General features: G+C 66.0%; 22 protein-coding genes. 15 read left to right on the top strand and 7 right to left on the bottom strand.

Annotated elements, in window-relative coordinates; all coding sequences use genetic code 11:
- The first annotated feature begins 2 nt into the window (after positions 1-2).
- The 3 genes from ABHF91_RS12800 (at position 3) to ABHF91_RS12790 (ending at position 2,530) form a co-directional block, all read left to right on the top strand.
- Positions 3-791 (top strand): helix-turn-helix domain-containing protein, encoded by a 789-nt coding sequence (locus ABHF91_RS12800; RefSeq protein ID WP_409420660.1) that lies wholly within the window; start codon positions 3-5, stop codon positions 789-791.
- Positions 792-868: 77 nt separating this feature from the next.
- Positions 869-1,780 carry a DMT family transporter gene (locus ABHF91_RS12795; protein WP_409420659.1) on the top strand — a complete coding sequence of 304 codons (912 nt, stop codon included), beginning with the start codon at positions 869-871 and terminating at the stop codon, positions 1,778-1,780.
- 174 nt (positions 1,781-1,954) lie between these two features.
- On the top strand, positions 1,955-2,530 hold the full coding sequence (locus ABHF91_RS12790) for a PEP-CTERM sorting domain-containing protein (RefSeq protein WP_409420658.1): 576 nt from the start codon (positions 1,955-1,957) through the stop codon (positions 2,528-2,530).
- Between the two features lie 83 nt (positions 2,531-2,613).
- On the opposite strand, the gene alr is transcribed toward ABHF91_RS12790, so the two are convergent.
- Both alr and ABHF91_RS12780 read right to left on the bottom strand, forming a co-directional pair.
- Positions 2,614-3,693 carry an alanine racemase gene (alr, locus tag ABHF91_RS12785; protein WP_409420657.1) on the bottom strand — a complete coding sequence of 360 codons (1,080 nt, stop codon included), beginning with the start codon at positions 3,691-3,693 and terminating at the stop codon, positions 2,614-2,616.
- A gap of 73 nt (positions 3,694-3,766) precedes the next feature.
- Positions 3,767-5,140 carry an alanine/glycine:cation symporter family protein gene (locus ABHF91_RS12780; protein WP_409420656.1) on the bottom strand — a complete coding sequence of 458 codons (1,374 nt, stop codon included), beginning with the start codon at positions 5,138-5,140 and terminating at the stop codon, positions 3,767-3,769.
- Between the two features lie 638 nt (positions 5,141-5,778).
- Here ABHF91_RS12780 and dgcN point away from each other — a divergent pair.
- The 4 genes from dgcN (at position 5,779) to ABHF91_RS12760 (ending at position 9,352) form a co-directional block, all read left to right on the top strand.
- Positions 5,779-6,783, top strand: a complete 1,005-nt coding sequence (gene dgcN / locus ABHF91_RS12775; RefSeq protein ID WP_409420655.1) for an N-acetyltransferase DgcN — start codon at positions 5,779-5,781, stop codon at positions 6,781-6,783.
- 9 nt (positions 6,784-6,792) lie between these two features.
- The gene (dgcA, locus tag ABHF91_RS12770) at positions 6,793-7,770 is read left to right on the top strand and encodes an N-acetyl-D-Glu racemase DgcA (RefSeq protein ID WP_409420654.1); all 978 of its coding nucleotides are present in this window, start codon (positions 6,793-6,795) and stop codon (positions 7,768-7,770) included.
- Positions 7,771-7,801: 31 nt separating this feature from the next.
- Entirely contained in the window at positions 7,802-8,662 is an 861-nt protein-coding gene (locus ABHF91_RS12765; protein ID WP_409420653.1) for a D-amino-acid transaminase, read from the top strand.
- Positions 8,663-8,791: 129 nt separating this feature from the next.
- On the top strand, positions 8,792-9,352 hold the full coding sequence (locus tag ABHF91_RS12760) for a carbonate dehydratase (protein ID WP_409420652.1): 561 nt from the start codon (positions 8,792-8,794) through the stop codon (positions 9,350-9,352).
- Between the two features lie 73 nt (positions 9,353-9,425).
- On the opposite strand, the gene tpx is transcribed toward ABHF91_RS12760, so the two are convergent.
- The 4 genes from tpx to msrA all read right to left on the bottom strand — a co-directional run bounded on the left by tpx (position 9,426) and on the right by msrA (position 12,232).
- Entirely contained in the window at positions 9,426-9,926 is a 501-nt protein-coding gene (gene tpx, locus ABHF91_RS12755; RefSeq protein WP_345011347.1) for a thiol peroxidase, read from the bottom strand.
- Positions 9,927-10,046: 120 nt separating this feature from the next.
- Positions 10,047-10,535, bottom strand: a complete 489-nt coding sequence (locus tag ABHF91_RS12750) for a GNAT family N-acetyltransferase (protein WP_409420651.1) — start codon at positions 10,533-10,535, stop codon at positions 10,047-10,049.
- A 25-nt stretch (positions 10,536-10,560) separates the two neighbouring features.
- Positions 10,561-11,463 carry a DMT family transporter gene (locus ABHF91_RS12745; RefSeq protein ID WP_409420650.1) on the bottom strand — a complete coding sequence of 301 codons (903 nt, stop codon included), beginning with the start codon at positions 11,461-11,463 and terminating at the stop codon, positions 10,561-10,563.
- 133 nt (positions 11,464-11,596) lie between these two features.
- Positions 11,597-12,232, bottom strand: a complete 636-nt coding sequence (gene msrA / locus ABHF91_RS12740; RefSeq protein WP_409420649.1) for a peptide-methionine (S)-S-oxide reductase MsrA — start codon at positions 12,230-12,232, stop codon at positions 11,597-11,599.
- Between the two features lie 332 nt (positions 12,233-12,564).
- Here msrA and ABHF91_RS12735 point away from each other — a divergent pair, with 332 nt between their 5' ends.
- From ABHF91_RS12735 to ABHF91_RS12705, 7 genes are read left to right on the top strand one after another with little or no spacing between them, the layout of a single operon-like run.
- Positions 12,565-13,437, top strand: coding sequence for a MurR/RpiR family transcriptional regulator (locus ABHF91_RS12735; protein ID WP_409420648.1), 873 nt, complete (start codon positions 12,565-12,567; stop codon positions 13,435-13,437).
- Positions 13,438-13,449: 12 nt separating this feature from the next.
- The gene (gene ddpX, locus ABHF91_RS12730) at positions 13,450-14,010 is read left to right on the top strand and encodes a D-alanyl-D-alanine dipeptidase (protein ID WP_409420647.1); all 561 of its coding nucleotides are present in this window, start codon (positions 13,450-13,452) and stop codon (positions 14,008-14,010) included.
- Between the two features lie 36 nt (positions 14,011-14,046).
- Complete coding sequence (locus tag ABHF91_RS12725; protein WP_409420646.1) at positions 14,047-15,615, top strand: ABC transporter substrate-binding protein; 1,569 nt, start codon at positions 14,047-14,049, stop codon at positions 15,613-15,615.
- Positions 15,616-15,636: 21 nt separating this feature from the next.
- Positions 15,637-16,653 (top strand): ABC transporter permease, encoded by a 1,017-nt coding sequence (locus ABHF91_RS12720; protein WP_409420645.1) that lies wholly within the window; start codon positions 15,637-15,639, stop codon positions 16,651-16,653.
- Positions 16,654-16,655: 2 nt separating this feature from the next.
- Complete coding sequence (gene ddpC, locus ABHF91_RS12715) at positions 16,656-17,531, top strand: D,D-dipeptide ABC transporter permease (protein WP_409420644.1); 876 nt, start codon at positions 16,656-16,658, stop codon at positions 17,529-17,531.
- Positions 17,532-17,533: 2 nt separating this feature from the next.
- On the top strand, positions 17,534-18,547 hold the full coding sequence (locus tag ABHF91_RS12710; protein WP_409420643.1) for an ABC transporter ATP-binding protein: 1,014 nt from the start codon (positions 17,534-17,536) through the stop codon (positions 18,545-18,547).
- Positions 18,537-19,478 carry an oligopeptide/dipeptide ABC transporter ATP-binding protein gene (locus tag ABHF91_RS12705; protein WP_409420642.1) on the top strand — a complete coding sequence of 314 codons (942 nt, stop codon included), beginning with the start codon at positions 18,537-18,539 and terminating at the stop codon, positions 19,476-19,478. The genes ABHF91_RS12710 and ABHF91_RS12705 overlap by 11 nt, the downstream gene beginning before the upstream one ends.
- 20 nt (positions 19,479-19,498) lie before the next feature.
- Here ABHF91_RS12705 and hemL read toward each other — a convergent pair whose 3' ends face one another.
- Positions 19,499-20,818, bottom strand: coding sequence for a glutamate-1-semialdehyde 2,1-aminomutase (hemL, locus tag ABHF91_RS12700; RefSeq protein WP_409420641.1), 1,320 nt, complete (start codon positions 20,816-20,818; stop codon positions 19,499-19,501).
- A gap of 159 nt (positions 20,819-20,977) precedes the next feature.
- On the opposite strand from hemL, the gene clcA reads away from it, so the two are divergent.
- On the top strand, positions 20,978-22,387 hold the full coding sequence (gene clcA, locus ABHF91_RS12695) for a H(+)/Cl(-) exchange transporter ClcA (RefSeq protein ID WP_409423118.1): 1,410 nt from the start codon (positions 20,978-20,980) through the stop codon (positions 22,385-22,387).
- The last annotated feature ends 1 nt before the right edge of the window (position 22,388 follow it).

The following is a 22,388-nucleotide window of genomic DNA, read 5'->3' as shown; positions in this document are numbered from 1 at the left end:
GCATGCGTCGACAGGTTCGTTTCTGGCGCACCCCGGCCCTGCCGGGGCTGGAGCTGCGCCGGGCCCGCTATGCCCGCCAGACCTTTGCTCGCCATACCCATCCGGTCTGGTCGTTAGGTCTCGTGCTGGAGGGGCAGACCCGCTTCGAGCTGGGGGAGGCCTGCTGGCAGGCTGGGGCCGGGGATCTGGTGCTGATCCCGCCCCAGGCGGTGCATGACTGCAACCCCCAGGGGGAGGCGCCGTTGGGCTACTGGATGTTCTACCTGGATCCGGCCTGGCTGCCGGGGCTCACCGCCCGGTCGCCCTGCCAGGTGGTCTGGTCACAGCCTGATGCATTTGCCGCCTTGCGGGCCTTGGCGACCCGCCTGCCCGGCTTGCTGCAGCGCGGTGAGCCGCTGGACGACTGGCGGCAAGACTGGCTGGCGCAGATGGCCGAGGTTCTGGCCCGCTGGCCGGCCCAGTCGCCGCAGGCGGATAGGTCGCCCAGCCCCTGGCTGGCCCGGGCCCAGGCCCTGCTCTGCCAGCCCCAGGAACTCTCTTTGACCCATCTGAGTCAAACCCTGGGGCTCAGCCCTTCCTACCTCAATCGGCGGTTCGGCGCCGAGCTGGGGCTGCCGCCCCACCGCTACCAGTTGCAGCAGCGCATCGAGCTGGCCAAGACGGCGCTGCGGGCCGGGGCCCCCATAGTCCAGGTGGCGGTGGAGCTGGGCTTTAGCGATCAGAGCCACTTCACCCGCCACTTCACCGCCATCGTCGGTGCCACGCCGGCCCAGTACCAAAAGGGCCAGTGACCACAATTTCGTACCAGATCCGCTCAGGGACCGCTGCTAGCATGGCCGCCTGACTCACGTCGTACAGGTAAGACAAGATGCAAACCATGACCCGCGGCTGGGCTTGGCTGGCCCTGGCAGGCTCCGTGCTGCTGTGGGGCAGCTCCTATGCCGCCACCAAGACCTCCCTGAGCTATTTCTCCCCCAACCAGCTGATCTGGCTGCGCATGGTGCTGGCGTCCCTGGTGCTGCTGCCCTTCTGGCGACGGCTGCCCAAGCCGGCCTACCGTCAGGGGGACGGCCGCTGGTTGCTGTTGCTGGGGTTGTTGCAGCCCTGCGTCTATTTCACCTGCGAGACCCAGGCCATCCGCTTCACCACCTCGGCCCAGGCCGGCACCATAGCCGCCATGGCGCCGCTGTTTGTCGCCCTGCTGGCCTGGTGGTGGCTCAAAGAGCGGTTGAGCCTGCCGGCCCTGCTGGGGCTGTGCTGCTCGCTCATCGGCGTGGGGCTGCTCTCGTTGGGGGCCTCGGCGGATCAGGCGGCCCCCAATCCCTTGCTGGGCAACAGCTTGCAGCTGCTGGCCATGCTCTGCATCGCCAGCTACATGGTGATCCTCAAGCGCATGAGCAGCCGCTACGACACCTGGTGGCTCACCGGCAGCCAGAACCTGCTGGGCATCCTCTTCTTCCTGCCGGGAGCCTGGCTCGCCGGGACGGATCACTGGAGTCAGGTGCCCTGGTCGGCCTGGCTGTGCGTGCTGTATCTGGGGGGCATCGTCAGCCTGGGGGGCTTCGGCCTGTATAACCTGGCCATGCGCACCCTGCCCGCCGCCGAGGCGGCCATGAGCATCAACCTGGTGCCCCTGCTGGCCATTCTGATGGGCTGGCTGGCCCTGGGGGAGGCCTTAAGTCCGCTGCAGGGGCTGGCGGCGTTGCTGATCCTGGGGGGCGTGCTGCTGGGGCAGTGGCGGCCTGGCCACAAGCCCCAGGCTTTGCCGGAGGCAGGCTAGGGCCTGCTGCCAGCGCGTTCCTGCCCGGAAAGAAGGGCTGAACACTCCCAGGAAAACCTTCTCATTTGAATCTTTTGTGATCCCGCGCCAAGGTTGCGGGATTTTTGTTGCACCTCCCTGTTCACCGACTAAGCTGTGACCGCCCAATGATGGGTGTCAATTGGAGATAGGGACGTGTTGAAGAAGATCATGTTGGGGCTGCTGCTGACCATGGGGGTGGCCCAGGCGGATGTGTTTTACGCTGAGGATGGTTTTGTTATCAGCTCGGATGCTGGTGGGATTGTCGTTTCTTCGGGTCATTCACTGTTTGATGGAGAGTATTTCTCCAGCGGTTATGCGGCCGGCTATGGGGTTGACTCAAACATCACGATCAGCAATGTCAATGGCCTGTTTGATTTCAATTACATTCGAGCCCTTGGTTTTTATACCGAAGACATTATCGTCAGTGTTTATGGTGAGAATGGATTAATGGATTCTTTTGTCACTAAACCACATTCATATTCGTACTTGCGTGAGGATGGCAGCTGGGGGATTGCATACAATTATTTTTACGGTGGCGGTTCTTATACCGATGTTAGCTACATCTACCTTGAGTCAGCCTATCCACTCGGCGTCAGTTATTTCGGTCTGCCGGAAAATATCTCTGCCGTCCCGGAACCCAGCCAATGGGCTTTGCTGTTGCTGGGCGTGGCCGCCATGCTGGGGCTCTCCCGCCGGCGTGGGGGCATGACCATGGCCCTGCCGGCCTGAACCACTGGCGGCTTGTGTGACAGGCAGTTCTGCTCTGCCAAACAAAAAGGCGCCTTAGCGCCTTTTGTGTTTTTGAGGTTCGGTTACGCGTCCCGGTAGGTACGCACCACCCTGGGGGTGAGCTTGATCACCAGCTCATAGGGGATGGTGCCCGTGTGGCGGGCCACCTCTTCCACCGGCAGCTCCGGGCCCCATAACAGCACAGGATCCCCCACCTGATCCTGGGCATCCGGCCCCAGATCCACCATCAGCATGTCCATGCAAACGCTGCCCACCAGGGGTACCCGGCGGCCATTGACCAGCACAGGGGTGCCGCTGGCGGTACTGCGCGGGTAGCCGTCGCCATAGCCCATGGCCACCACGCCTAAGCGGGTGGGGCGATCCGAGCTCCACTTCTCCCCATAGCTTACCGGTGCGCCGGCGGGGTGCTCCCGCACCGCGATCAGCCGGGAACGCAGGCTCATCACGGGGCGCAGCCCCTCGTCGGCGCCGCAGCGCTGGCCGTCCGGCGCTATGCCGTACAGGGCGATGCCGGGGCGGATCCAGTCAAACTGGCTGCCGGGCCAATAGAGCAGGCCGGCGGAGTTGGCCAGGCTCTTGGGCCCAGGGAAGTCCGCCGTGGCCGCGGTAAAGCAATCCAGCTGCGCCCGGGTGCTGACGGAGCCGGGCTCGTCGGCACAGCTGAAGTGGCTGGCGACCCCTATCTCGTCCGCCACCCAGGGACAGGCGGCCAGCTGAGCGCGGATGTCGGCCAGCTGCTCCGGCAGGAAGCCCAGCCGGTGCATGCCGGTATCCAGCTTGATCCAGGCGTGCAGCGGCTTGGGCAGGGGGTGAGCTAGCACCGCCGCGAGCTGCTCGGGACTGTGGATCAGGCTGTGCAGCTCATGCTGGGCGGCCAGCAGCAGATCCGCGGCGCAAAAGCAGCCTTCCAGCAGCAGTATGGGGCGCGTCCCCCCCAGCTTGCGCAGGTGTAGCCCCTCTTCGAGGCGGGCTACGGCGAAGGCATCGGCCTCGGTGAGGGCCGGCAGCAGGCCGGCCACCCCGTGACCATAGGCATCGGCCTTGACCACGGCCACCAGCTTGGCGTCGGGGGCGCGGCCACGCAGGACATGCAGGTTATGACGCAGGGCGGCCAGATCCAGGCTGGCTTCGGCGGTAAGCATGGAACCTCCTGTACAACAGATCAGGGGTAAGAGAAAGGGGGCCACCTACCTAAAGTAGGTGGCCGGACGGGGGTTAGTCGGCCACTGAGGCGGCCAGGGACTTGTCGGTCTCCGCCTCGCCAAAGTAGGCGCGGGTCAGGCGGAACACCACAGGGCTCAGGGCCAGCAGGGCGATGAGGTTGGGCAGCGCCATCATGGCGTTCAGGGTGTCGGCCACCAGCCAGACCAGATCCAGGCTCATGCCGGCACCCACCGGGATGGCCAGCACCCAGAGGATGCGGTAGGGCAGTACCGCCTTGACGCCGAACAGGTAGGTGACGCAGCGCTCGCCATACAGGGACCAGCCGATGATGGTGGTGAAGGCAAACAGCGCCAGGGCGATGGCCACCAGGTAGTTGCCCACACTGGGCAGGGCAGTAGAGAACGCCAGGGAGGTCAGGGCCGCCCCCGTCTCACCGCTGGTCCAGCTGCCGGCACTGATGATGACCAGTCCCGTCATGGTGCAGATGATGATGGTGTCGATGAAGGTACCCAGCATGGCCACCAGACCCTGGCGCACCGGATCCTGGTTCTGGGCGCTGGCATGGGCGATGGGGGCGGAGCCCAGGCCGGCCTCGTTGGAGAAGATGCCCCGGGCCACACCGAAGCGGATGGCCATCCAGATGCTGGCACCGGCGAAGCCACCTTGGGCGGCGGTGGGGGTGAAGGCTTCCTGGAAGATGAGGGCAAAGGCGCCGGGCAGGGCCTGGGCATTGATGGCCAGCACCACCAGGCTGCCCAGGATATAGGCCACCGCCATGAAGGGCACCAGGGCGCCGGCAAACTTACCGATGCGCTTGATGCCGCCGATGAGCACCAGGCCCACGATCACCATGGTCACCAGACCCACGGTCAGGGGATCCACACCGAAGTTGGTGTTCAGCACCTGGGCCATGGAGTTGGCCTGCACCGTATTGCCGATGCCAAAGCCGGCCAGGGCGCCAAACAGGGCGAACAGGCCACCCAGCCAGGCCCACTTAGCTCCCATGCCGTTCTTGATGTAGTACATGGGGCCGCCGACATAGGCGCCGTTCTTGTCTTTTTCCCGGTAGTGCAGGGCCAGCACCGCCTCGGCGTACTTGGTGGCCATGCCAACCAGGGCGGTCATCCACATCCAGAACAGGGCGCCCGGACCGCCGAGGAACACGGCGCTGGCCACCCCGGCGATGTTCCCTGTGCCCACGGTGGCGGACAGGGCGGTCATCAGGGCCTGGAAGGGGGGGATCTCGCCCTTGTCGCTGGACTGACGGCCCTGCCACAGCAGTTTAAAGCCGGTGCCCAGCTTGAGGATCGGCATCAGCTTGAGCCCCAGGCTCAGGAAGATGCCGACCCCCAGGATCAGCACCAGCATGGGGACGCCCCAGACGATGCCGTTGACGGTGTTAATAAATGAGGTGATTGCCTCCATGGCGGAACGCTCCTTTTCTTCTTCATCTAGTTCAGGGGGACTGTGGGGGAACTGCAGCCTGCCGGCTTAGCCAGCAGGAACCCATCACTCTAACAGCCTTCGCAACATTCGGGCCAAACTGGCAAAGAAAAAATAGCGATATATCACTTCAATGTCTCGAAAAAAATCAGAATAAAACACTAGCTATCGGCGCTGTTCTGGTGGGGGCTTGGCGCGGCCACCTGGGCGGCATCCTGGCCTGGATCGGGGATTAGGCCAGATATTGTCTGGTGTTGCAGGGAGTTTGCCAGTGGTTATCTCGGTGGTTTGGTGGCGGCATGAGCGACTTTGGTGGTGTTGCTACAAAATGGTGGGCTATTTTGTTGCATTGTGAGGTTTGCTCCCCGCCGGCTCTCGCCAGGATGATCCACTGAATCATCAGAACTTAATCCGATAATTTCTCGAATCTCAGCAGAAGATGCTGAGAAGCCGAATCATGGGAATGTCGCCTGGCGTTTAATTTTTTATTGTTGGTCAAATCTAGTGTCGATCACCAGATATCAGCAAGATTGGTACGATTGCTGCTGTATCCGCTATGAAACCTAGACAATCGGACTGCAAGGAAGACCTGGCGGTCATCTCTTTTCAAGGAGCGCAACATGAGTGAGTCCATCATCCCGCAACCCTACCTGCTGTTTCTGGGCGATGCCCCCGATGCCCTGGCCGCGAAGGTGGCCCTGGGGATCAAGCAGTGGCGCCCCCATCTGTGCGTCGGCCAGCTGAGCCTGCCGGGTTGCCAGGCCGACTGCGGCCTGCCGGAGATGAGCCTGGCCGAGGCCTGGGCCGCCGGTGCCCGCACCCTGGTGATCGGCGTGGCCAACCGCGGCGGCATCATAGCCCCGGGCTGGATCTCTTTGCTGAAGGAGGCCCTGGAGCTGGGTATGGATCTGGCCGCCGGCCTGCACAACCGTCTGTCCGACGTGCCTGAACTCAAGGAAACCGCCGACCGCCTGGGCCGTGCCCTGTTCGACGTGCGTCATCCCACCCGCACCTTCGCCGTGGCCAATGGCCGCAAGCGGGCCGGCAAGCGGCTGCTGCCGGTGGGCACCGACTGCTCCTGCGGCAAGATGTACACCGCCCTGGCCCTGGAGAAGAGCATGCAGGAGCGCGGCATGAAGGCCACCTTCCGCGCCACCGGCCAGACCGGCATCCTCATCAGCGGCGCCGGGGTCAGCGTGGACTGCGTGGTCTCTGACTTCGTCTCCGGTGCCGTGGAGTGGCTGAGCCCGGAAAATGACGCCGATCACTGGGATCTCATCGAAGGGCAGGGCTCCCTGTTCCACCCCTCCTTCGCCGGGGTGACCACGGGCCTCATCCACGGTGCCCAACCCGATGCCCTGGTGCTGTGCCACGAGCCGACCCGCAGCCACATGCGCGGCCTGCCCGAGTACGCGGTACCGGATCTGGAGGCCTGCATGGCCGCCAACCTGCTCACCGCCCGCCTGACCAATCCGGCCGCCCGTTTCGTCGGCATCTCGGTGAACACCGCCAAGCTGCCCGAGGCCGAGGCCCTGGCCCTGCTGGCGGACATCGAGGCCAAGTTCGGCCTGCCCACCGTCGATCCGGTTCGCCAGGGTGTGGATCGCATCATCGACGCCCTGTAAGGAGGCGCCATGCAGGCAAGGGTATTTGAAGAGTCCTGGCCCATCGCCGGCCGCTTCGTCATCAGCCGCGGGGCCCGCACCGAGGCCCGGGTGGTGGTGGTGGAACTGACGGACGGGGCTGCCGTGGGGCGGGGGGAGTGCGTGCCCTACGCCCGCTACGGTGAAACCGTCGAGGGGGTGATGGCGGAGATCGGCGAACTGCTGCCGGCCCTGGAGCAGGGCCTCAGCCGCGAGGCGCTGCAGCAGCGGCTGCCCGCCGGCGCCGCCCGCAACGCCATCGATTGTGCCCTGTGGGATCTGGCCTGCAAGCAGTCGGGGCAGCGGATCTGGCAACGGGCCGGCCTGAGTGCGCCGGCCCCCCAGGTGTGTGCCTACACCCTGTCGGTGGACACGCCTGAGGCCATGGAAGCGGTGGCCCGCCAACATGCCTGGCGGCCCTTGCTCAAGCTGAAACTCGCCGGCGCCGGGGATCTGGCCCGGGTGGCGGCGGTGCGCCGCGGCGCCCCCGAGGCCCGGATCATCGTCGATGCCAACGAGGGTTGGGATGAGGTTCTGTACCGGGAGCTGGTGCCCGAGCTGGCCACCCTGGGGGTGGCGATGATTGAGCAGCCCCTGCCCGCCGGACAGGAGGCGCTGCTGGCGAGCCTGCCGCGGCCCATCCCCCTGTGTGCCGACGAGTCGTGCCACGATCGCAGCAGCCTGCCGGCCGTGCTGGGCAGCTATGATCTCATCAACATCAAGACCGACAAGACGGGGGGCCTCACCGAGGCCCTGGCCCTCAAGGCCGAGGCCGAGGCGGCGGGGCTGGGGATCATGGTGGGCTGCATGCTGGCCACCTCATTGGCCATGGCGCCGGCCTTCGTGCTGGCCCAGGGGGTGCGGGTGGTGGATCTGGACGGCCCATTGCTATTGGCCACCGACCGGCCCGACGGTTTTGCCTACGACGGCGCCCTGATGCAACCCTGTGAGGCCGCCCTGTGGGGCTAGGCCGCTGTCATCAACAAGAAGGAATTTCATCATGACTCGTATCGTTTATCTCAATGGCCGCTATCTGGAAGAGAACCGGGCCCAGGTCTCGGTGTTTGATCGCGGCTTCCTGTTCGCCGATGCCGTCTATGAAGTCACCGCCGTGCTGAACAGCAAGCTGGTGGACTTTGCCGGCCACTTTGCCCGCCTGCAGCGCTCCTGTCGCGAGCTGGGACTGACGCTGCCGGTGAGCGAGCAGCAGCTGCGGGACATCCACCAGGAACTGCTGATCCGCAACCAGTTGCATGAAGGCGGTATCTACCTGCAGCTGACCCGCGGCGCGGCCGGTGATCGGGACTTCTGCGCCCCGGCGGATCTGCCGCCCACCCTGCTGCTGTTCACCCAGGCCAGGCCGCTCAAGGATGCGCCCCAGGCCAGCACCGGCATCCACGTGGTGAGCCTGCCGGATATTCGCTGGCACCGCCGGGACATCAAGACGGTCCAGCTGCTGGCGCCGTGTCTGGCCAAGGAGTTGGCTCACGCCCGGGGCGCCGATGACGCCTGGCTGGTGGAGGACGGCTTCGTCACCGAGGGCAGCTCCAGCAACGCCTATATCGTCACCGCCGACGGCACAGTGGTGACCCGGCCATTGAGCAACGACATACTGCACGGCATCACCCGCCAGGCGCTGATGCAGCTGGCGGCCGATGGCGGCATCAAGGTGGAGGAGCGGGCCTTTACCATCGACGAAGCCTTGGCGGCCAAGGAGGCCTTCATCAGCTCCGCCACGACCGTGGTGTGGCCTGTGGTGAGTCTCGATGGTCAGACCATTGGTGATGGCAAGCCGGGGCCTGTCTCCTTGCGTCTGCGCCAGCTCTATCTGCAGCTGGCCGAGCAGTCCACCCAAGGGTAATACCCATGTGGTGAAGGGGATAGACCAGTTATGGCTTCTCCTGTCCTCGGGGGTGGCGTAAGCTGAGTTGCCGTCGTCCGCTGACCTGTCGGGCGGCGGTTTCCTTCCCCTAAAAAGGACTGCAGCAAGATGATACGCAAGAATCCCTCCGGCCATCAGCCGGTGATCCATGAGTCCGCCTACGTCGACAAGACCGCCATCGTCTGTGGCAAGGTCATCATCAAGGAAAACGTGTTTGTGGGACCCTACGTGGTGATCCGCGCCGACGAGGTGGATGACAACGGCGACATGGAGCCCATCGTCATAGGCGCCAACTCCAACATCCAGGATGGGGTGGTGATCCACTCCAAGTCTGGCGGTGCCGTGACCATAGGCGAGTTCAGCTCCATCGCTCACCGCTCCATCGTCCACGGTCCCTGTGAGGTGGGGGACAAGGTGTTCCTGGGCTTCAACAGCGTGCTGTTCAACTGCAAGATTGGCGAAGGCTGTGTGGTGCGCCATAACGCCGTGGTGGACGGTTGCGATCTGCCCCCCGGCTTCTATGTGCCCTCCACCACCCGCATCGGCCCGCAGACGGATCTGGAGACCATCCCCCGGGTCACCGCCGATGCCACCGAATTCTCCGAAGACGTGGCTCACACCAACATCGATCTGGTGCGCGGTTACAAGGCCCTGTCCAACGAGTTCTGATGACGCTTGCGCCGTGCCGTCACGGCAATAAAAAAGGCTCCCTAGGGAGCCTTTTTGCTGGGCGCTGAGCTTATCAGGCCAGGGCGGCCAGGGCGGCGGCGTAGTCCGGCTCTTCGGTCACCTCAGACACCAGCTGGCTGTAGATCACCTTGTCCTGCTCATCCAGCACCACCACGGCCCGGGCGGCCAGGCCCACCAGCGGGCCGCTGGCAATGGCCACGCCGTAGTCGGCCAGGAAGGCCGCGCCACGCAGGGTGGAGAGGCTGACCACCTTGTCCAGGCCTTCGGCGCCGCAGAAGCGGGCCTGGGCGAAGGGCAGGTCGGCGGAGATGCACAGCACCACCGTATTGGTCAGGGCGCTGGCCTGCTCGTTGAACTTGCGCACCGAGGCGGCGCAAACCGGGGTGTCCACGCTGGGGAAGATGTTGAGGATCTTGCGCTGGCCGGCAAAGTCGCCCAGACCCACGTCCGCCAGATCCTTGTTCACCAGGCTAAAGGGCTTGGCGGCTTGACCGGCGGCGGGGAATTGACCGGCTACCTCGACGGGATTGCCTTGCAGGGTAATGGTGCTCATGAATGCTCCTTGTTTTGAGGGCCCGGTGTTGCGGGACCGGGTCCGATAAACCGCACTGGGCGGGCTAGACGACTCAGTATAGGCCCCCATTGGGTCAACAAACACGGAACAAGGGCAGGGTTATGCCGGCCGTTCCCTTGGCGGGAGGGCCAGGCCGAACACCTGCTGGGCCTTGAGGTCGGTAAAGCCCAGGCGCCGGTAGAAGTGGTGGGCCTCCTGACGCACGAGATTGGAGCGCACCCAGAGGTGGTCCATGCCCTGGCCGTGGGCCCAGCGGCTGGCGGCCGCCACCAGTTGCTGACCTATGCCCTGCCCGCGACAGCCTTGGTCCACCACCAGCCCCAGGATCTCGGCATAGGGATCCAGCTCCAGGCTCGCCAGCACAGTGGCGTGCAGCCAGCCCACCACCTGTCCCGGCTCCCCGGTCTCGGCCACACCGATCCAGTGATCCGCCCGGGGCAGCAGGGCGGTCAGGCGGCGGGCCATCTGCGCCTCGGTGCTGGGATAACCCAGCTGGGTCGCCAGGCGGGCCAGGTGCGGGCCATCCGCCAGGCTGGCCTGACGCAGGTGCAGCGGCGGTATGACAGGGGAATGAGCGCAAGAGGGCATGCAGAACTCCTCGGGAGGCCGGAAACTAGGGACGGGATGTGGACTGAGTATCAGCATGCCTGGCTGGCGCGCGGATCACCAGGGCGATGCCGCCCAGGATCGCCAGGGCGCTCAGCAGCAGGCGGCCTCCCAACGGCTCGCCCAGCAGCAGGACGGCCCCCAGCGCCGCCAGGGGCGGCACACTCAGCTGGACGGTAGCGGCCTGGGTGGCCGGCAGGCGGGGCAGCAGGGCATACCAGAGGGCATATCCTAGGCCGGAGGCCAGGGCGCCGGAGAGCAGGGCATAGATGAGGCCGGTTCCCGCCGGCAGGGGCCCCTGGCGCAGCAGCAGGCAGAGCAGCAGGGCCAATGGGGTGGCCAGCAGGAAGTTGCCGGCGGTGGCCGCCAGGGGATCCTGGGCGTGACGGCCACGCAATGAGTAGCCGCCCCACGCCACCCCGGCTCCCAGCATCAGCAGGGCGCTGGGCAGGGGCGGGGCCTGCAGCCCCGGCATCAGCAGCACCACCAGGCCGGCGATGGCCAGGCAGACCCCCAGCCATTGCCTGAGCCCCAGTATCTCCCCCCGGGCCAGGCCGGCCAGCAGCATGGTGCCCTGGACGGCGCCGAACAGCAGCAGGGCACCGCTGGCGGCCCCCAGGCTCAGGTAGGCAAAGGAGAAGCCCCCGGCATAGGCCAGCAGCCAGAGTGCGCCGGCCAGGCTGCCGTTTAAGCGGCGCTGGCTGTCCCCCCGCAGGCGCACCAGCAGGCTGAGCATCAGGGCACCGGAGGCCAGGCGCAGCAGGGTGAAGTCCGCCGGATCCAGGCCGCCGGATTGCAGGGCCAGCCGGCACAGCAGGGAGTTACCGGCGAAGGCCAACATGGTGAGGGACAGCAAGGCGAGGCGCAGCCGGGGGCCGCGGCTGCTCAGGGCGGCGAGATCAAGGCGCATTGGCGGTAAATCCCATGGCAGGGCGACCTCGGGTTCAGGGCAAATAAGATGGCTTGAGCATAGCCGCGCCTAGCGGGAATGGCCGGCCCGACCAGCCTGGCCATGGCCCTTGGGGGCGTGCCGGGCCTTGTCCTCAGCCTTGTGGCGGTAGGCAGACGCCGATACCCCCCAGGCCGCAGTAACCGCCGGGATGCTTGGCCAGGTACTGCTGGTGATACTCCTCGGCAAAGTAGAAGGCCGGTGCCGGATTGATCTCTGTGGTGATGGGGCGGGCATCGCCGGCGGCAGCCATGGCCTGGGCGTAGGCGGCGCGGCTGGCCTCGGCGGCGGCCTGCTGGGCTGCACTGGTGGTGAAGATGGCCGAGCGGTACTGGGTGCCGATGTCGGCCCCCTGGGCCATGCCCTGGGCGGGATCGTGCTGCTCCCAAAAGAGCTTCAATAGCGTAGCGAAGTCGATCTGCCGGGGATCGAAGACCACCAGCACGCTCTCGGCGTGGCCGGTGAGGCCGGAGCAGACCTCCTCGTAGCTGGGGTTCGGCGTAAAGCCCCCCTGGTAACCCACGGCGGTGACCCGCACCCCGGGTTGTTGCCAGAACAATCGCTCCACCCCCCAGAAGCAGCCCATGGCGAAGTAGACCTGCGCCAGATGGGCCGGGAAGGGCGGCAGCATGGGCTGGCCCGAGACAAAGTGGCGGCCGCTGATGGCCAGGGGGGCGGTGCGGCCAGGCAGGGCGCCGGCGGCATGGATCAGCTGAGTCTTGTGAGTCATGGGGGCTCCTTGGGCGGGGGTTGTCCCGTTGGTGGCACAAGTGTAACGGCCGCTGCCGGCCTAGGCGAGGGTCAGGGTGACCACGGTGAATGGGCGCTTGTCAGCGGCCCCACCTGCACCCAAACGGTGCCCAACTTGCGGCCAGGGAGCCTTTGCGCGGGGGACCATGGTGCGGCGCCACAGGGACAGATTGGGTCAATCAAACTGTAAATTATTTAATTATCAAACATATAGAATGTTCTTTGACCAGCTGGCCCACATTATGCTTTTCCTGGCTTGTTACTGAGATAACAAGCGGTGCGCAAATGACAATCAACCAACCTGGATGCCCCATGGCGGAACAACTGGAACTCGTGACGCAGATTGAACAGGCCTTCTCCCGGCTGACCCCGGTGGGCAAGCGCATCGCCAGCTACATGCTCGCCAATCTGGCGCACCTGCCGTTCGACACCGCCGACAGCATAGCCCGCCAGGCCGGCACCAGCGGCATCTCGGTGGGGCGCTTCCTGCGCAGCCTGGGCTATCGCAACCTGGATCATCTCAAGCAGAGCCTGCGGGAGGGCAGCAGCCTGCCGCCCCATCCCTGGCTGGTGACGGATCGCTTCGATGCCTACCAGCATCGCCAGGCTCAGCCGGCGCAACAGACGCTGCAGCAGTCCCTCAACCTGGAGCTGGATGCCATCCGCCATGCCTATGAGCTGGCCCAGGGGGAGGCGTTTGCCCGCATCAGCCGCCAGCTGGTGGAGGCGGAGGCGGTGTTTATTCTCGGCATCCAGTCCACCCGGGGGATTGCCCACGCCTTCTTCAGCCATCTGGAGTACCTGCGCCCGCGGGTCTTCTACGCCGACGGCCAGTCCGGCACCTATGTGGAGTCGCTCAACTCCGAATTTACCCGGCCCTACGTGGTGCTCACAGATCTGCGGGCCTATTCGGTGATGACCCAGCGCTTCTGTCAGGCGGCCAGCCGGCGTCAGATCCCCATGGCCTTGATCACCGACGTCTATTGCCCCTGGGCCCGGGATTACCCCCTGGATCTGCTGCAACTCAAGACGGATACCAACCAGTTCTGGGACTCGCTCTCGCCCCTGAGCTGCCTGTTCAACCTCCTGCTCTCTGCCGTTCTGGAGCAGCGCGGTGCCTCGGTGGAGGCCCGGCTGGATGCCAACCGCACGCTGCAAAAAGAGCTGGGTCAATTTGAATCTTGAATGGAACCTCTCATGTCGTCTTCTCCCGTCCTCCTCGATGTGGCCAGTCACCTGACCGATGTGCGCTTCGATCTGCGCTATGCCACCAGCAACAACATCACAGGCCGTCCCATCTACGCCAGCAGCACCTGCCTGCTGCACCCGGACGCCCTGGCCTGCCTGCAGCGGGCGGCGCACCATGCCCGCCTGGCGGGCTACCGCCTGCTGGTGCTGGATGCCTATCGGCCCCAGGCGGCTCAGGAGCGGCTGTGGGCCACCCTGCCGGATCCCCGCTACGTGCGTGACGTGCGCCTGGGCTCCCACCACACCCGGGGGGTGGCGGTGGACGTGACCCTGCTGGATGACGCGGGCCAGCCCCTGGCCATGGGCACCGGCTTCGACGAGATGGGCCCCGCCGCCCACCCCTACTACCCGGATCTGCCGCCGCAGATCCAGCGCAACCGATTGCTGCTCAACGGCATCATGTTTGGCGCCGGCTTCGTCGGCATCGACTCCGAATGGTGGCATTTCGAACTGCCCAATGCCGCCAGCTACCCCTTGCTCAACGAGGCAACCTTGGATGTAACCCCCTAACACAGCTGTTCTTTCATCTTTCACAGGAGTGTCATCATGGATAGAAAAACCGGATCTGCCTGGCTCAACCCCCTGGCCTTCTCCCTGGCCCTGGCCCTGGGACTGGGCTCACCCGCCCTGCTGGCCGCGGTACCCAAGGACATGCTGGTGATCGGCAAGGCGGCGGATCCCCAGACCCTGGATCCCGCCGTCACCATAGACAACAACGACTGGACCGTGACCTACCCCCTGTATCAGCGCCTGGTGGCCTACAAGAGCGAAAACGGCCAGGGCTCCACCGAGGTGGCAGGCCAGCTGGCCGACAGCTGGAGCGTGTCCGACGATCAGCTCACCTGGACCTTCAAGCTCAAGGGCGGCAACTTCTTCGATGACGGCAGCCCGGTGGACGCCGCGGCGGTGAAGTGGACCTTCGAACGCCTGCTGGCCATCGGCCAGGGGCCGGCCGAGGCCTTCCCCTCCGATCTCAAGGTCGAGGTGGTGGATCCCATGACGGTGCAGTTCAAGCTGAGCCAGCCCTTCGCCCCCTTCCTGTTTACCCTGGCCAACAACGGTGCCGGCATCATCAACCCGGCGGTGGCCAAGGCGCATCCGGAAGACGAGGGCAAGGCCTGGCTGGCCAGCCACTCCGCCGGCTCCGGCGCCTATATGCTCTCCAGCTGGCAGAAGGGGCAGAAGCTGGTGCTGGTGCCCAACCCGGCCTATCGGGGTGACAAGCCGGCCTTCAAGCGGGTGACGGTGAAGATCATTGGTGAGAGTGCCAACCGTCGCCTGCAGCTGACCCGGGGCGACCTGGACATAGCCGAAGGCCTGCCGGTGGATCAGCTGGCGGCGGTGAAGGCCGAAGGCAAGGTGGCGGTGCAGGAGTATCCCTCCTTGCGGGTGACCTACCTGTATCTGAACAATGCCAAGGCCCCCCTGAGCCAGCCGGCCCTGCGGCAGGCGGTCTCCTACGCCGTGGATTACCAGGGCATCATAGATGGCATCCTGGGCGGGGCGGCCAAGCAGATGCGCGGTCCCATCCCCGAGGGCATGTGGGGTTACGATGCCCAGGCCATGCAGTACAGCCTGGATCCCGCCAAGGCCAAGGCGGCCTTCGCCCAGGTGGCGGACGCCCCCAAGACCCTGAGCTTCCTCTACTCCGACAACGATCCCAACTGGGAACCCATCGCCCTGTCGGTGCAGGCCAGCCTGGCCAAGCAGGGGATCCAGGTCAAGCTGGAGAAGCTGGCCAACGCCACCATGCGTGAGCGCATCGGCCAGGGGAACTACCAGATCGCCATCGGCAATTGGAGCCCGGACTTCGCCGACCCCTACATGTTCATGAACTACTGGTTCGAGTCCGACAAGGCGGGCCTGCCGGGCAACCGCTCCTTCTATCACAACCCCGAGGTGGATCAGCTGCTGACCCAGGCCAAGGGCATCTCGGATCAGGCCGAGCGGACCCGTCTGTACCAGGCTGCGCAGCAGCAGGTGATCGCCGATGCCGCCTATGTCTACCTGTTCCAGAAGAACTACCAGGTGGCCATGGGCAAGGGGGTGCAGGGCTTCGTCTTCAACCCCATGCTGGAGCAGGTGTTCAACATCGACCAGATGCACAAAGAGTGATAGCGCGGGATTGAGGTGGTTATGAATGTGTGGAACCTGATCCGCCAGCGGATCTGGGGGCTGATCCTGGTGAGTCTTGGCGTCTGCGTCATCACCTTCGTCATCTCCCACCTGATACCCGGTGACCCGGCCAGACTGCTGGCCGGGGAACGGGCCAGTGACGCCATGGTGGCCCATATCCGTCATCAGCTGGGGCTGGATCAGCCCCTGCTCTACCAGTTCTATCACTATCTGGTGGATCTGCTGCACGGGGATCTGGGCAACTCCATCCGCACCGGGCGGCCGGTGCTGGAAGACCTTAGGGCCTTCTTCCCGGCCACCCTGGAGCTGGCATTCGCCGCCCTGCTGCTGGCCATCCTGATGGGGGTGCCGCTGGGGGTCATGTCCGCCGTCTGGCAGAACCGCTGGATCGATCACTTGGTGCGGGTGTTCGCCGTGGCGGGGATCTCCACCCCGGCCTTCTGGCTGGGGCTGGGGGCCATCATAGTGTTCTACGGCCACCTCGACTGGCTGCCCAGCGGCGGCCGGCTGGATGACTGGCTGGATCCACCGGCCAGTCACACCGGCTTCTATACCCTGGATGCCCTGCTGGCGGGCGATCTGGCGGTGTTCTGGAATGCCCTGCAGCACCTGCTGCTGCCGGCGGTCACCCTGGCGTTTGTCCACGTAGGCATAGTGGCCCGGCAGATCCGCTCCGCCATGCTGGAGCAGTTGGGGGAGGATTATGTGCGGACCGCCCGGGCCAACGGCCTGGGCCGCTGGCAGGTGATCCTGGGCCACGCCCTGCCCAACGCCCTGATCCCGTCCATCACGGTACTGGGGCTGGCGCTGGGGGATCTGTTGTACGGCGCCGTGCTCACCGAAACCGTGTTCGCCTGGCCGGGCATGGGGGCCTATGTGGTCAATTCCATTCAGTCACTGGACTTCCCCGCGGTCATGGGCTTTGCGGTGGTGGTGTCGGTGGCCTATGTGCTGGTCAATCTGCTGGTGGATCTGCTCTACCTGTGGGTGGATCCGCGTCTGCGCAAGGAGGGCTGAGGATGACGGCTCTGTCTATCGGCTGGCCCGGCAAGGGCCTGCCCTGGGGGCGACTGTGGTTTGATATCCGGCGCAGTCCCCTGACGTTAGTGGGGGGCGGCATCATGCTGTTGATGCTGCTGCTGACCCTGTTTTCTCCCTGGCTGGCACCCCAGGATCCGGATCTGGTGGACTTGACCGCCCGCCTGCTGCCGCCCTCCGCCGACCACTGGTTCGGCACCGACGAGGTGGGCCGGGATCTGTTCAGCCGGGTGCTGGTGGGTTCCCGCCAATCCATCACCGCCGGCCTGCTGGTGGTGCTGCTGGCCGGCACCCTGGGCTCCCTGCTGGGCTGCCTGTCCGGTGTGCTGGGGGGCTGGCTGGATGCCCTCATCATGCGGGGCATGGACATCATGCTGTCGGTGCCCTCCCTGGTGCTGACCATGGCCCTGGCGGCGGCACTGGGGCCCAGCCTGACCAACGCCATGTTGGCCATAGTGGTGGTGCGCATTCCGTTTTACGTGCGGCTGGCCCGGGGCCAGACCCTGGCGCTGCGCCACCAGGCCTACATGCAGGCGGCCATGACCTTCGGCGCCTCCCGCTGGCACCTCATCGGCTGGCACGTGCTGCGCAACGCCATGCCGCCGCTGGTGGTGCAGGCCTCCCTGGATATCGGCACCGCCATCCTGATGGCCGCCACCCTGGGCTTCATCGGCCTGGGGGCCCAGCCGCCGTCGGCGGAGTGGGGGGCCATGGTGGCCAACGGCCGCAACTACATGCTGGATCAGTGGTGGTACTCGGCCTTTCCCGGCCTGGCCATCCTGGTGACGGCCACCAGCTTCAATCTGTTCGGTGACGGTTTGCGGGATCTGCTGGATCCCCGCAGCCGGGGGAGGTAGCCATGAGCGAGACCACAAGCATGCTGCAGGTGACGGATCTGCGGGTGCAGTTTCCGGTCTACGGCGGCCGGGTCCATGCCCTCAACGGCGTCAACCTGCGGGTCGATGCCGGCGAGATCGTCGGCGTGGTGGGGGAGTCCGGCTCCGGCAAGTCGGTGACCGCCATGCTGGCCATGCAGTTGCTGCCCCGGGGCAGCTATCAGGTGGTGTCGGGGGACATACGGCTGCTGGGCCGGGACGTGCTGACCGCCACGGATGGCCAGATGAACCAGATGCGCGGTAAAGACGTCTCCATGATCTTCCAGGAGCCGATGAACGCCCTGAACCCCACCCGCAAGATCGGCCGGCAGATGGTGGAGGTGATCCGCCGCCATCAGGCGCTGGACAAGGGCGCCGCCCGCCGCAAGGCCGTGGATCTGCTGACCCAGATGCAGATCCCGGACGCCGAGCAGGTGCTGGAGCGCTTTGCCTTCGAGCTCTCCGGCGGCATGCGCCAGCGGGTGCTGATCGCCATGGCCTTCTCCTGCGAGCCGCGGCTCATCATCGCCGATGAACCCACCACGGCGCTGGATGTGACGGTGCAGCGCCAGGTGCTGGCCCTGCTCAAGCACAAGGCCCGGGCCGACGGCACCGCCGTGCTGTTTATCACCCACGACATGGCGGTGGTCTCCCAGCTGTGCGATCGGGTCTATGTCATGTACGCCGGCCAGGTGGTGGAGTCCGGTGCCACCGCCAGTCTGATGGCCCGGCCCCAGCACCCCTACACCCAGGGGCTGCTGCGGGCCGCACCGGAGACGGTGGCCCCGGGCCAGCCCCTGGAGGCCATCCCCGGCACTGTGCCCAACCTGATCCGGCCGCCCCAGGGCTGTGCCTTTGCCAATCGCTGTGCCCGGGCGGACGACCGTTGTCAGCAGGTGCCCAGCCTGCAGCCCCTGGCCGGGGGCCAGGTGGCCTGCTGGCAGGCCGCCGTCCCGGCCGATGCCGCCACTCGACAGGAGCCGGCCTATGAATGCTGACGAACTGCTGCGCCTGGAGCGGGTGCAGGTGCACTATCCGGTGAAGTACAACTGGCGCGGCCGACCGGTGAACTTTGTCCATGCCCTGAACGGCGTGGATCTGAGCATACGCCGGGGCGAGACCCTGGGCATAGTGGGGGAGTCGGGCTGCGGCAAGAGCACCCTGGCCCAGCTGCTGATGGGCCTGGTGCCGGCCACGGGGGGGGAGGTGTTCCGCGCCCGGGAGGGCGGCTCCTGGTTCGGCTCCGGCATGCAGATGGTGTTTCAGGATCCCCAGTCGTCGCTGGATCCCCGGCTGCCCATCTGGCGCATCATCACGGAACCCGTCTATATCCAGAAGCGCAGCTCGGAGGCCAGCCGGCGCGCCCTGGCGGCGGAGCTGGCGGAGCAGGTGGGGATCCGGGCGGAATACCTGGACCGGCTGCCCCATGAGTTCTCCGGCGGCCAGCGCCAGCGCATCTCCATCGCCCGGGCCCTCTCCTCCGAGCCGGACATCATGGTGCTGGACGAGCCTACCTCGGCGCTGGATATCTCGGTGCAGGCCCAGATCCTCAACCTGCTCAAGGCGCTGCAGCGGCAGCGCAACCTCACCTATGTGCTCATCTCCCACAACGTCTCCGTGGTGCGGCACATGAGCGATCGGGTGGCGGTGATGTATCTGGGGCAGATAGTGGAGTTGGGGCAGACGGCCCAGGTGCTGGGTCAGCCGGCGCATCCCTATACCCGGCTGCTGTTGGACTCGACTCCCCATGCCAGCCGGTCGCTGGATGAGGCCCTGAGCCTGGCGGTGGAGCTGCCGAGCAATCGGCAGCTGCCGACGGGTTGCTTCTTCAAGGAGCGCTGCCCCCAGGCCTGTGCCGGCTGTGAGCAGCCCCAGGCCATGGTGCCCGGGGTTCAGGGCAGTCGGGTGCGCTGCCAACTGGCCCGCTAGCCGCGGGCCGGTCGGCTACCTCAGGCGGCGAAGCCCTCGGCCTTCAATTGGGCGAAGGCGGCGTCGGCGGCGGCCAGGGTCTGGGCTATCTCCGCCTCGCCGTGGGCCAGGGAGAGGAAGCCGGCCTCGAAGGCGCTGGGGGCCAGGTAGATGCCGGCCTCCAGCATCAGGTGGTAGAAGCGCTTGAAGGCGGCCAGATCGCAGGCGGTCACCTGCTCGAAGCGGCTGATGTGGGCCTCGCGGCTGAAGAAGAAGCCGAACATGCCGCCAACCTGGGTGATGGCCAACGGGATGCCGTGCTGGTCGGCGGCCGCCTTCAGGCCCTGAGCCACCTGGGCTGTCTTGGCGTTCAGCGCCTCGTACACGCCGGGGGCCTGGATGGCGTCGAGCATGGCCAGCCCGGCGGCCATGGCCACCGGGTTGCCGGACAGGGTGCCGGCCTGGTAGACGGGACCGATGGGGGCCAGCTGCTCCATGATGTCCCGCCGGCCGCCGAAGGCGCCCACCGGCATGCCGCCACCGATGATCTTGCCCAGCGTGGTGAGATCGGGCTTGATGCCGTAGTGAGCCTGGGCGCCACCCAGGGCCACCCGAAAGCCGGTCATCACCTCGTCCAGGATCAGCAGGGCACCGTACTGATCGCACAAGGCGCGCAGCCCTTGCAGGAAGCCCGGCTCCGGCGGGATGCAGTTCATGTTGCCCGCCACCGGCTCCACTATGATGCAGGCGATCTCGTCGGGGAATTCGGCAAAGGCCGCGGCCACCGATGCCAGATCGTTATAGGTGCAGGTGAGGGTATGCTTGGCGAAGTCTGCCGGCACGCCGGGGGAGTTGGGTTGCCCCAGGGTCAGGGCGCCGGAGCCGGCTTTGACCAGCAGGGCGTCGGCGTGGCCGTGGTAGCAGCCCTCGAACTTGATGAACTTGTCCCGGCCTGTGTAGCCGCGGGCCAGGCGGATGGCGCTCATGGTGGCCTCGGTGCCGGAGTTGACCATGCGGCTCATCTCCATGGCGGGCACCAGGCGGGCCAGGGTCTCGGCCATGCGCACCTCCACCTCGGTGGGGGCGCCGTAGCTCAGGCCCTGCTCCACCGCCGCCAGCACCGCCGCCTTGATGGCCGGGTGGTTGTGGCCCAGCAGCATGGGGCCCCAGGAGCCGATGTAGTCAACATAGGCCTGGCCGTCCACGTCATACAGGTAGGCGCCGTCGGCCCGCTGGATGAAGCGGGGGGTGCCGCCCACCCCGTTGAAGGCCCGGACCGGGGAGTTGACGCCGCCGGGAATGCGCTGGCGGGCCTGCTCGATGAGTTGTTGGGAGCGAAGGGGCGGGTGAGAGAGACTCATTAGGGATTCCTCTGACGAAAACAGATGGATAATGACCTGAGGTTCAGGGTTCAACCCAGGCGGGCTTTGCCCGATAATAGCCCCGGACTATAGCAAAAAGCCGGTTAGGGACAAACCGCCCCCCCGACACGCCCAGGAGTAGTGTTTCTTATGCCCGCCATGAGCCCCGCCCGCCAGCGCCAGCACACCAAACGGCGCAGACGCCGCCTGCGCAATGTGATCCGCCGCTTCGTCAAGCGCGATCATACCTCCCCCAAGATACTGGCCTTGGCCGCCCTGACCGGCAGCCTGGGGGGGGGCATCTGCGCCGCCTTCGAGTCGGTGGCCGACTATCTCATCGAGCGGCGTTTCGACGTTCTGGATCAGTTCGAGGGCTGGACTCTCTGGCTGCTGGCCTTCGCCATCAGCGCCCTGTTCGGCGGCGTGGCCATGTACCTGACCCACAGGTTCGCTCCCGAGGCGGGGGGCTCCGGCATTCCCGAGATCGAGGGGGCCATGGATGATCTGCGGCCGGTGCGCTGGTGGCGGGTGATCCCGGTGAAGTTCTTCGGCGGCTCCCTCTCCTTAAGCTCCGGCATGATACTGGGCCGGGAGGGGCCCTCGGTGCAGATCGGCGGCAACGTGGGCCGCATGGTGGCGGAGCTGTTCAAGCTGCCCAAGGATGCCGGCCACGCCCTGCTGGCGGCAGGCTCGGCGGCGGGGCTGTCGGCGGCCTTCAACGCTCCCCTGGCCGGTATCCTGTTTGTGCTCGAAGAGATGCGGCCCCAGTTTCGCTACTCCTTCTTGTCGGTGAAGGCGGTGAGCACGGCGGTGATCATGGCCACCGTGGTCCGCCAGCTGCTGCTGGGCACCCAGCCGGTGTTTCATCTGCCCCACTTTGCCACGCCCCATCTGTCCACCGGTGGCCTGTATGTGCTGCTGGGCTGCCTGATGGGGGGCATAGGCTACGGCTTCAACCGGGCGGTGAACCGGGTGCAGGACACCTATCTGGCGCTGCACCGCAACCAGCGCAGCCGGGTGGTGGCCCTGCTGATGCTGGTGGCGGGGGGCTTCGGCGTGCTCTCCCTGTACGGCCAGGGCTTCAGCGGCAGCGGCATGCACGAGATCCCCGTGTGGATCTCCAGCCCCTTGTCCTACGAGGCGCTGTTGCTGCTGCTGATCTGGCGGCTGGCCGGCACCCTGCTGTGCTTCTGCTCCGGCATCCCCGGCGGCGTGTTCGCCCCGTCCCTGGCCCTGGGCACCCTGTGTGGCGCCATGCTGGGCCAGCTGTTCAGCCAGCTGTTCCCCGGCCTGCCCATCGAGACCGGCACCTTCGCCATCGCCGGCATGGGGGCGCTGTTTGCCGCCTCGGTGCGGGCGCCGGTGACAGGCATAGTGCTGGTCACCGAGATGACCAACAACTACGGCCTGATCCTGCCCATGATGATCACCACCTTGTGTGCGACCCTGGTGGCGCAGATGCTGGGCGGTCGGCCCATCTACAGCCAGATCCTGGAGCGGACCCTGCGGCTGGCCCGGCAAAAAACGGCGGCCGAGACCGGCCAGCCCGGGGCGGCGGCGAATACTTGAA

It is taken from the genome of Pseudaeromonas aegiceratis (assembly GCF_046254905.1).
GTDB lineage: Bacteria > Pseudomonadota > Gammaproteobacteria > Enterobacterales > Aeromonadaceae > Pseudaeromonas > Pseudaeromonas aegiceratis.
Note: the sequence above shows the minus strand (reverse complement) of the source record. Positions and strands in the feature narration are given on the sequence as shown.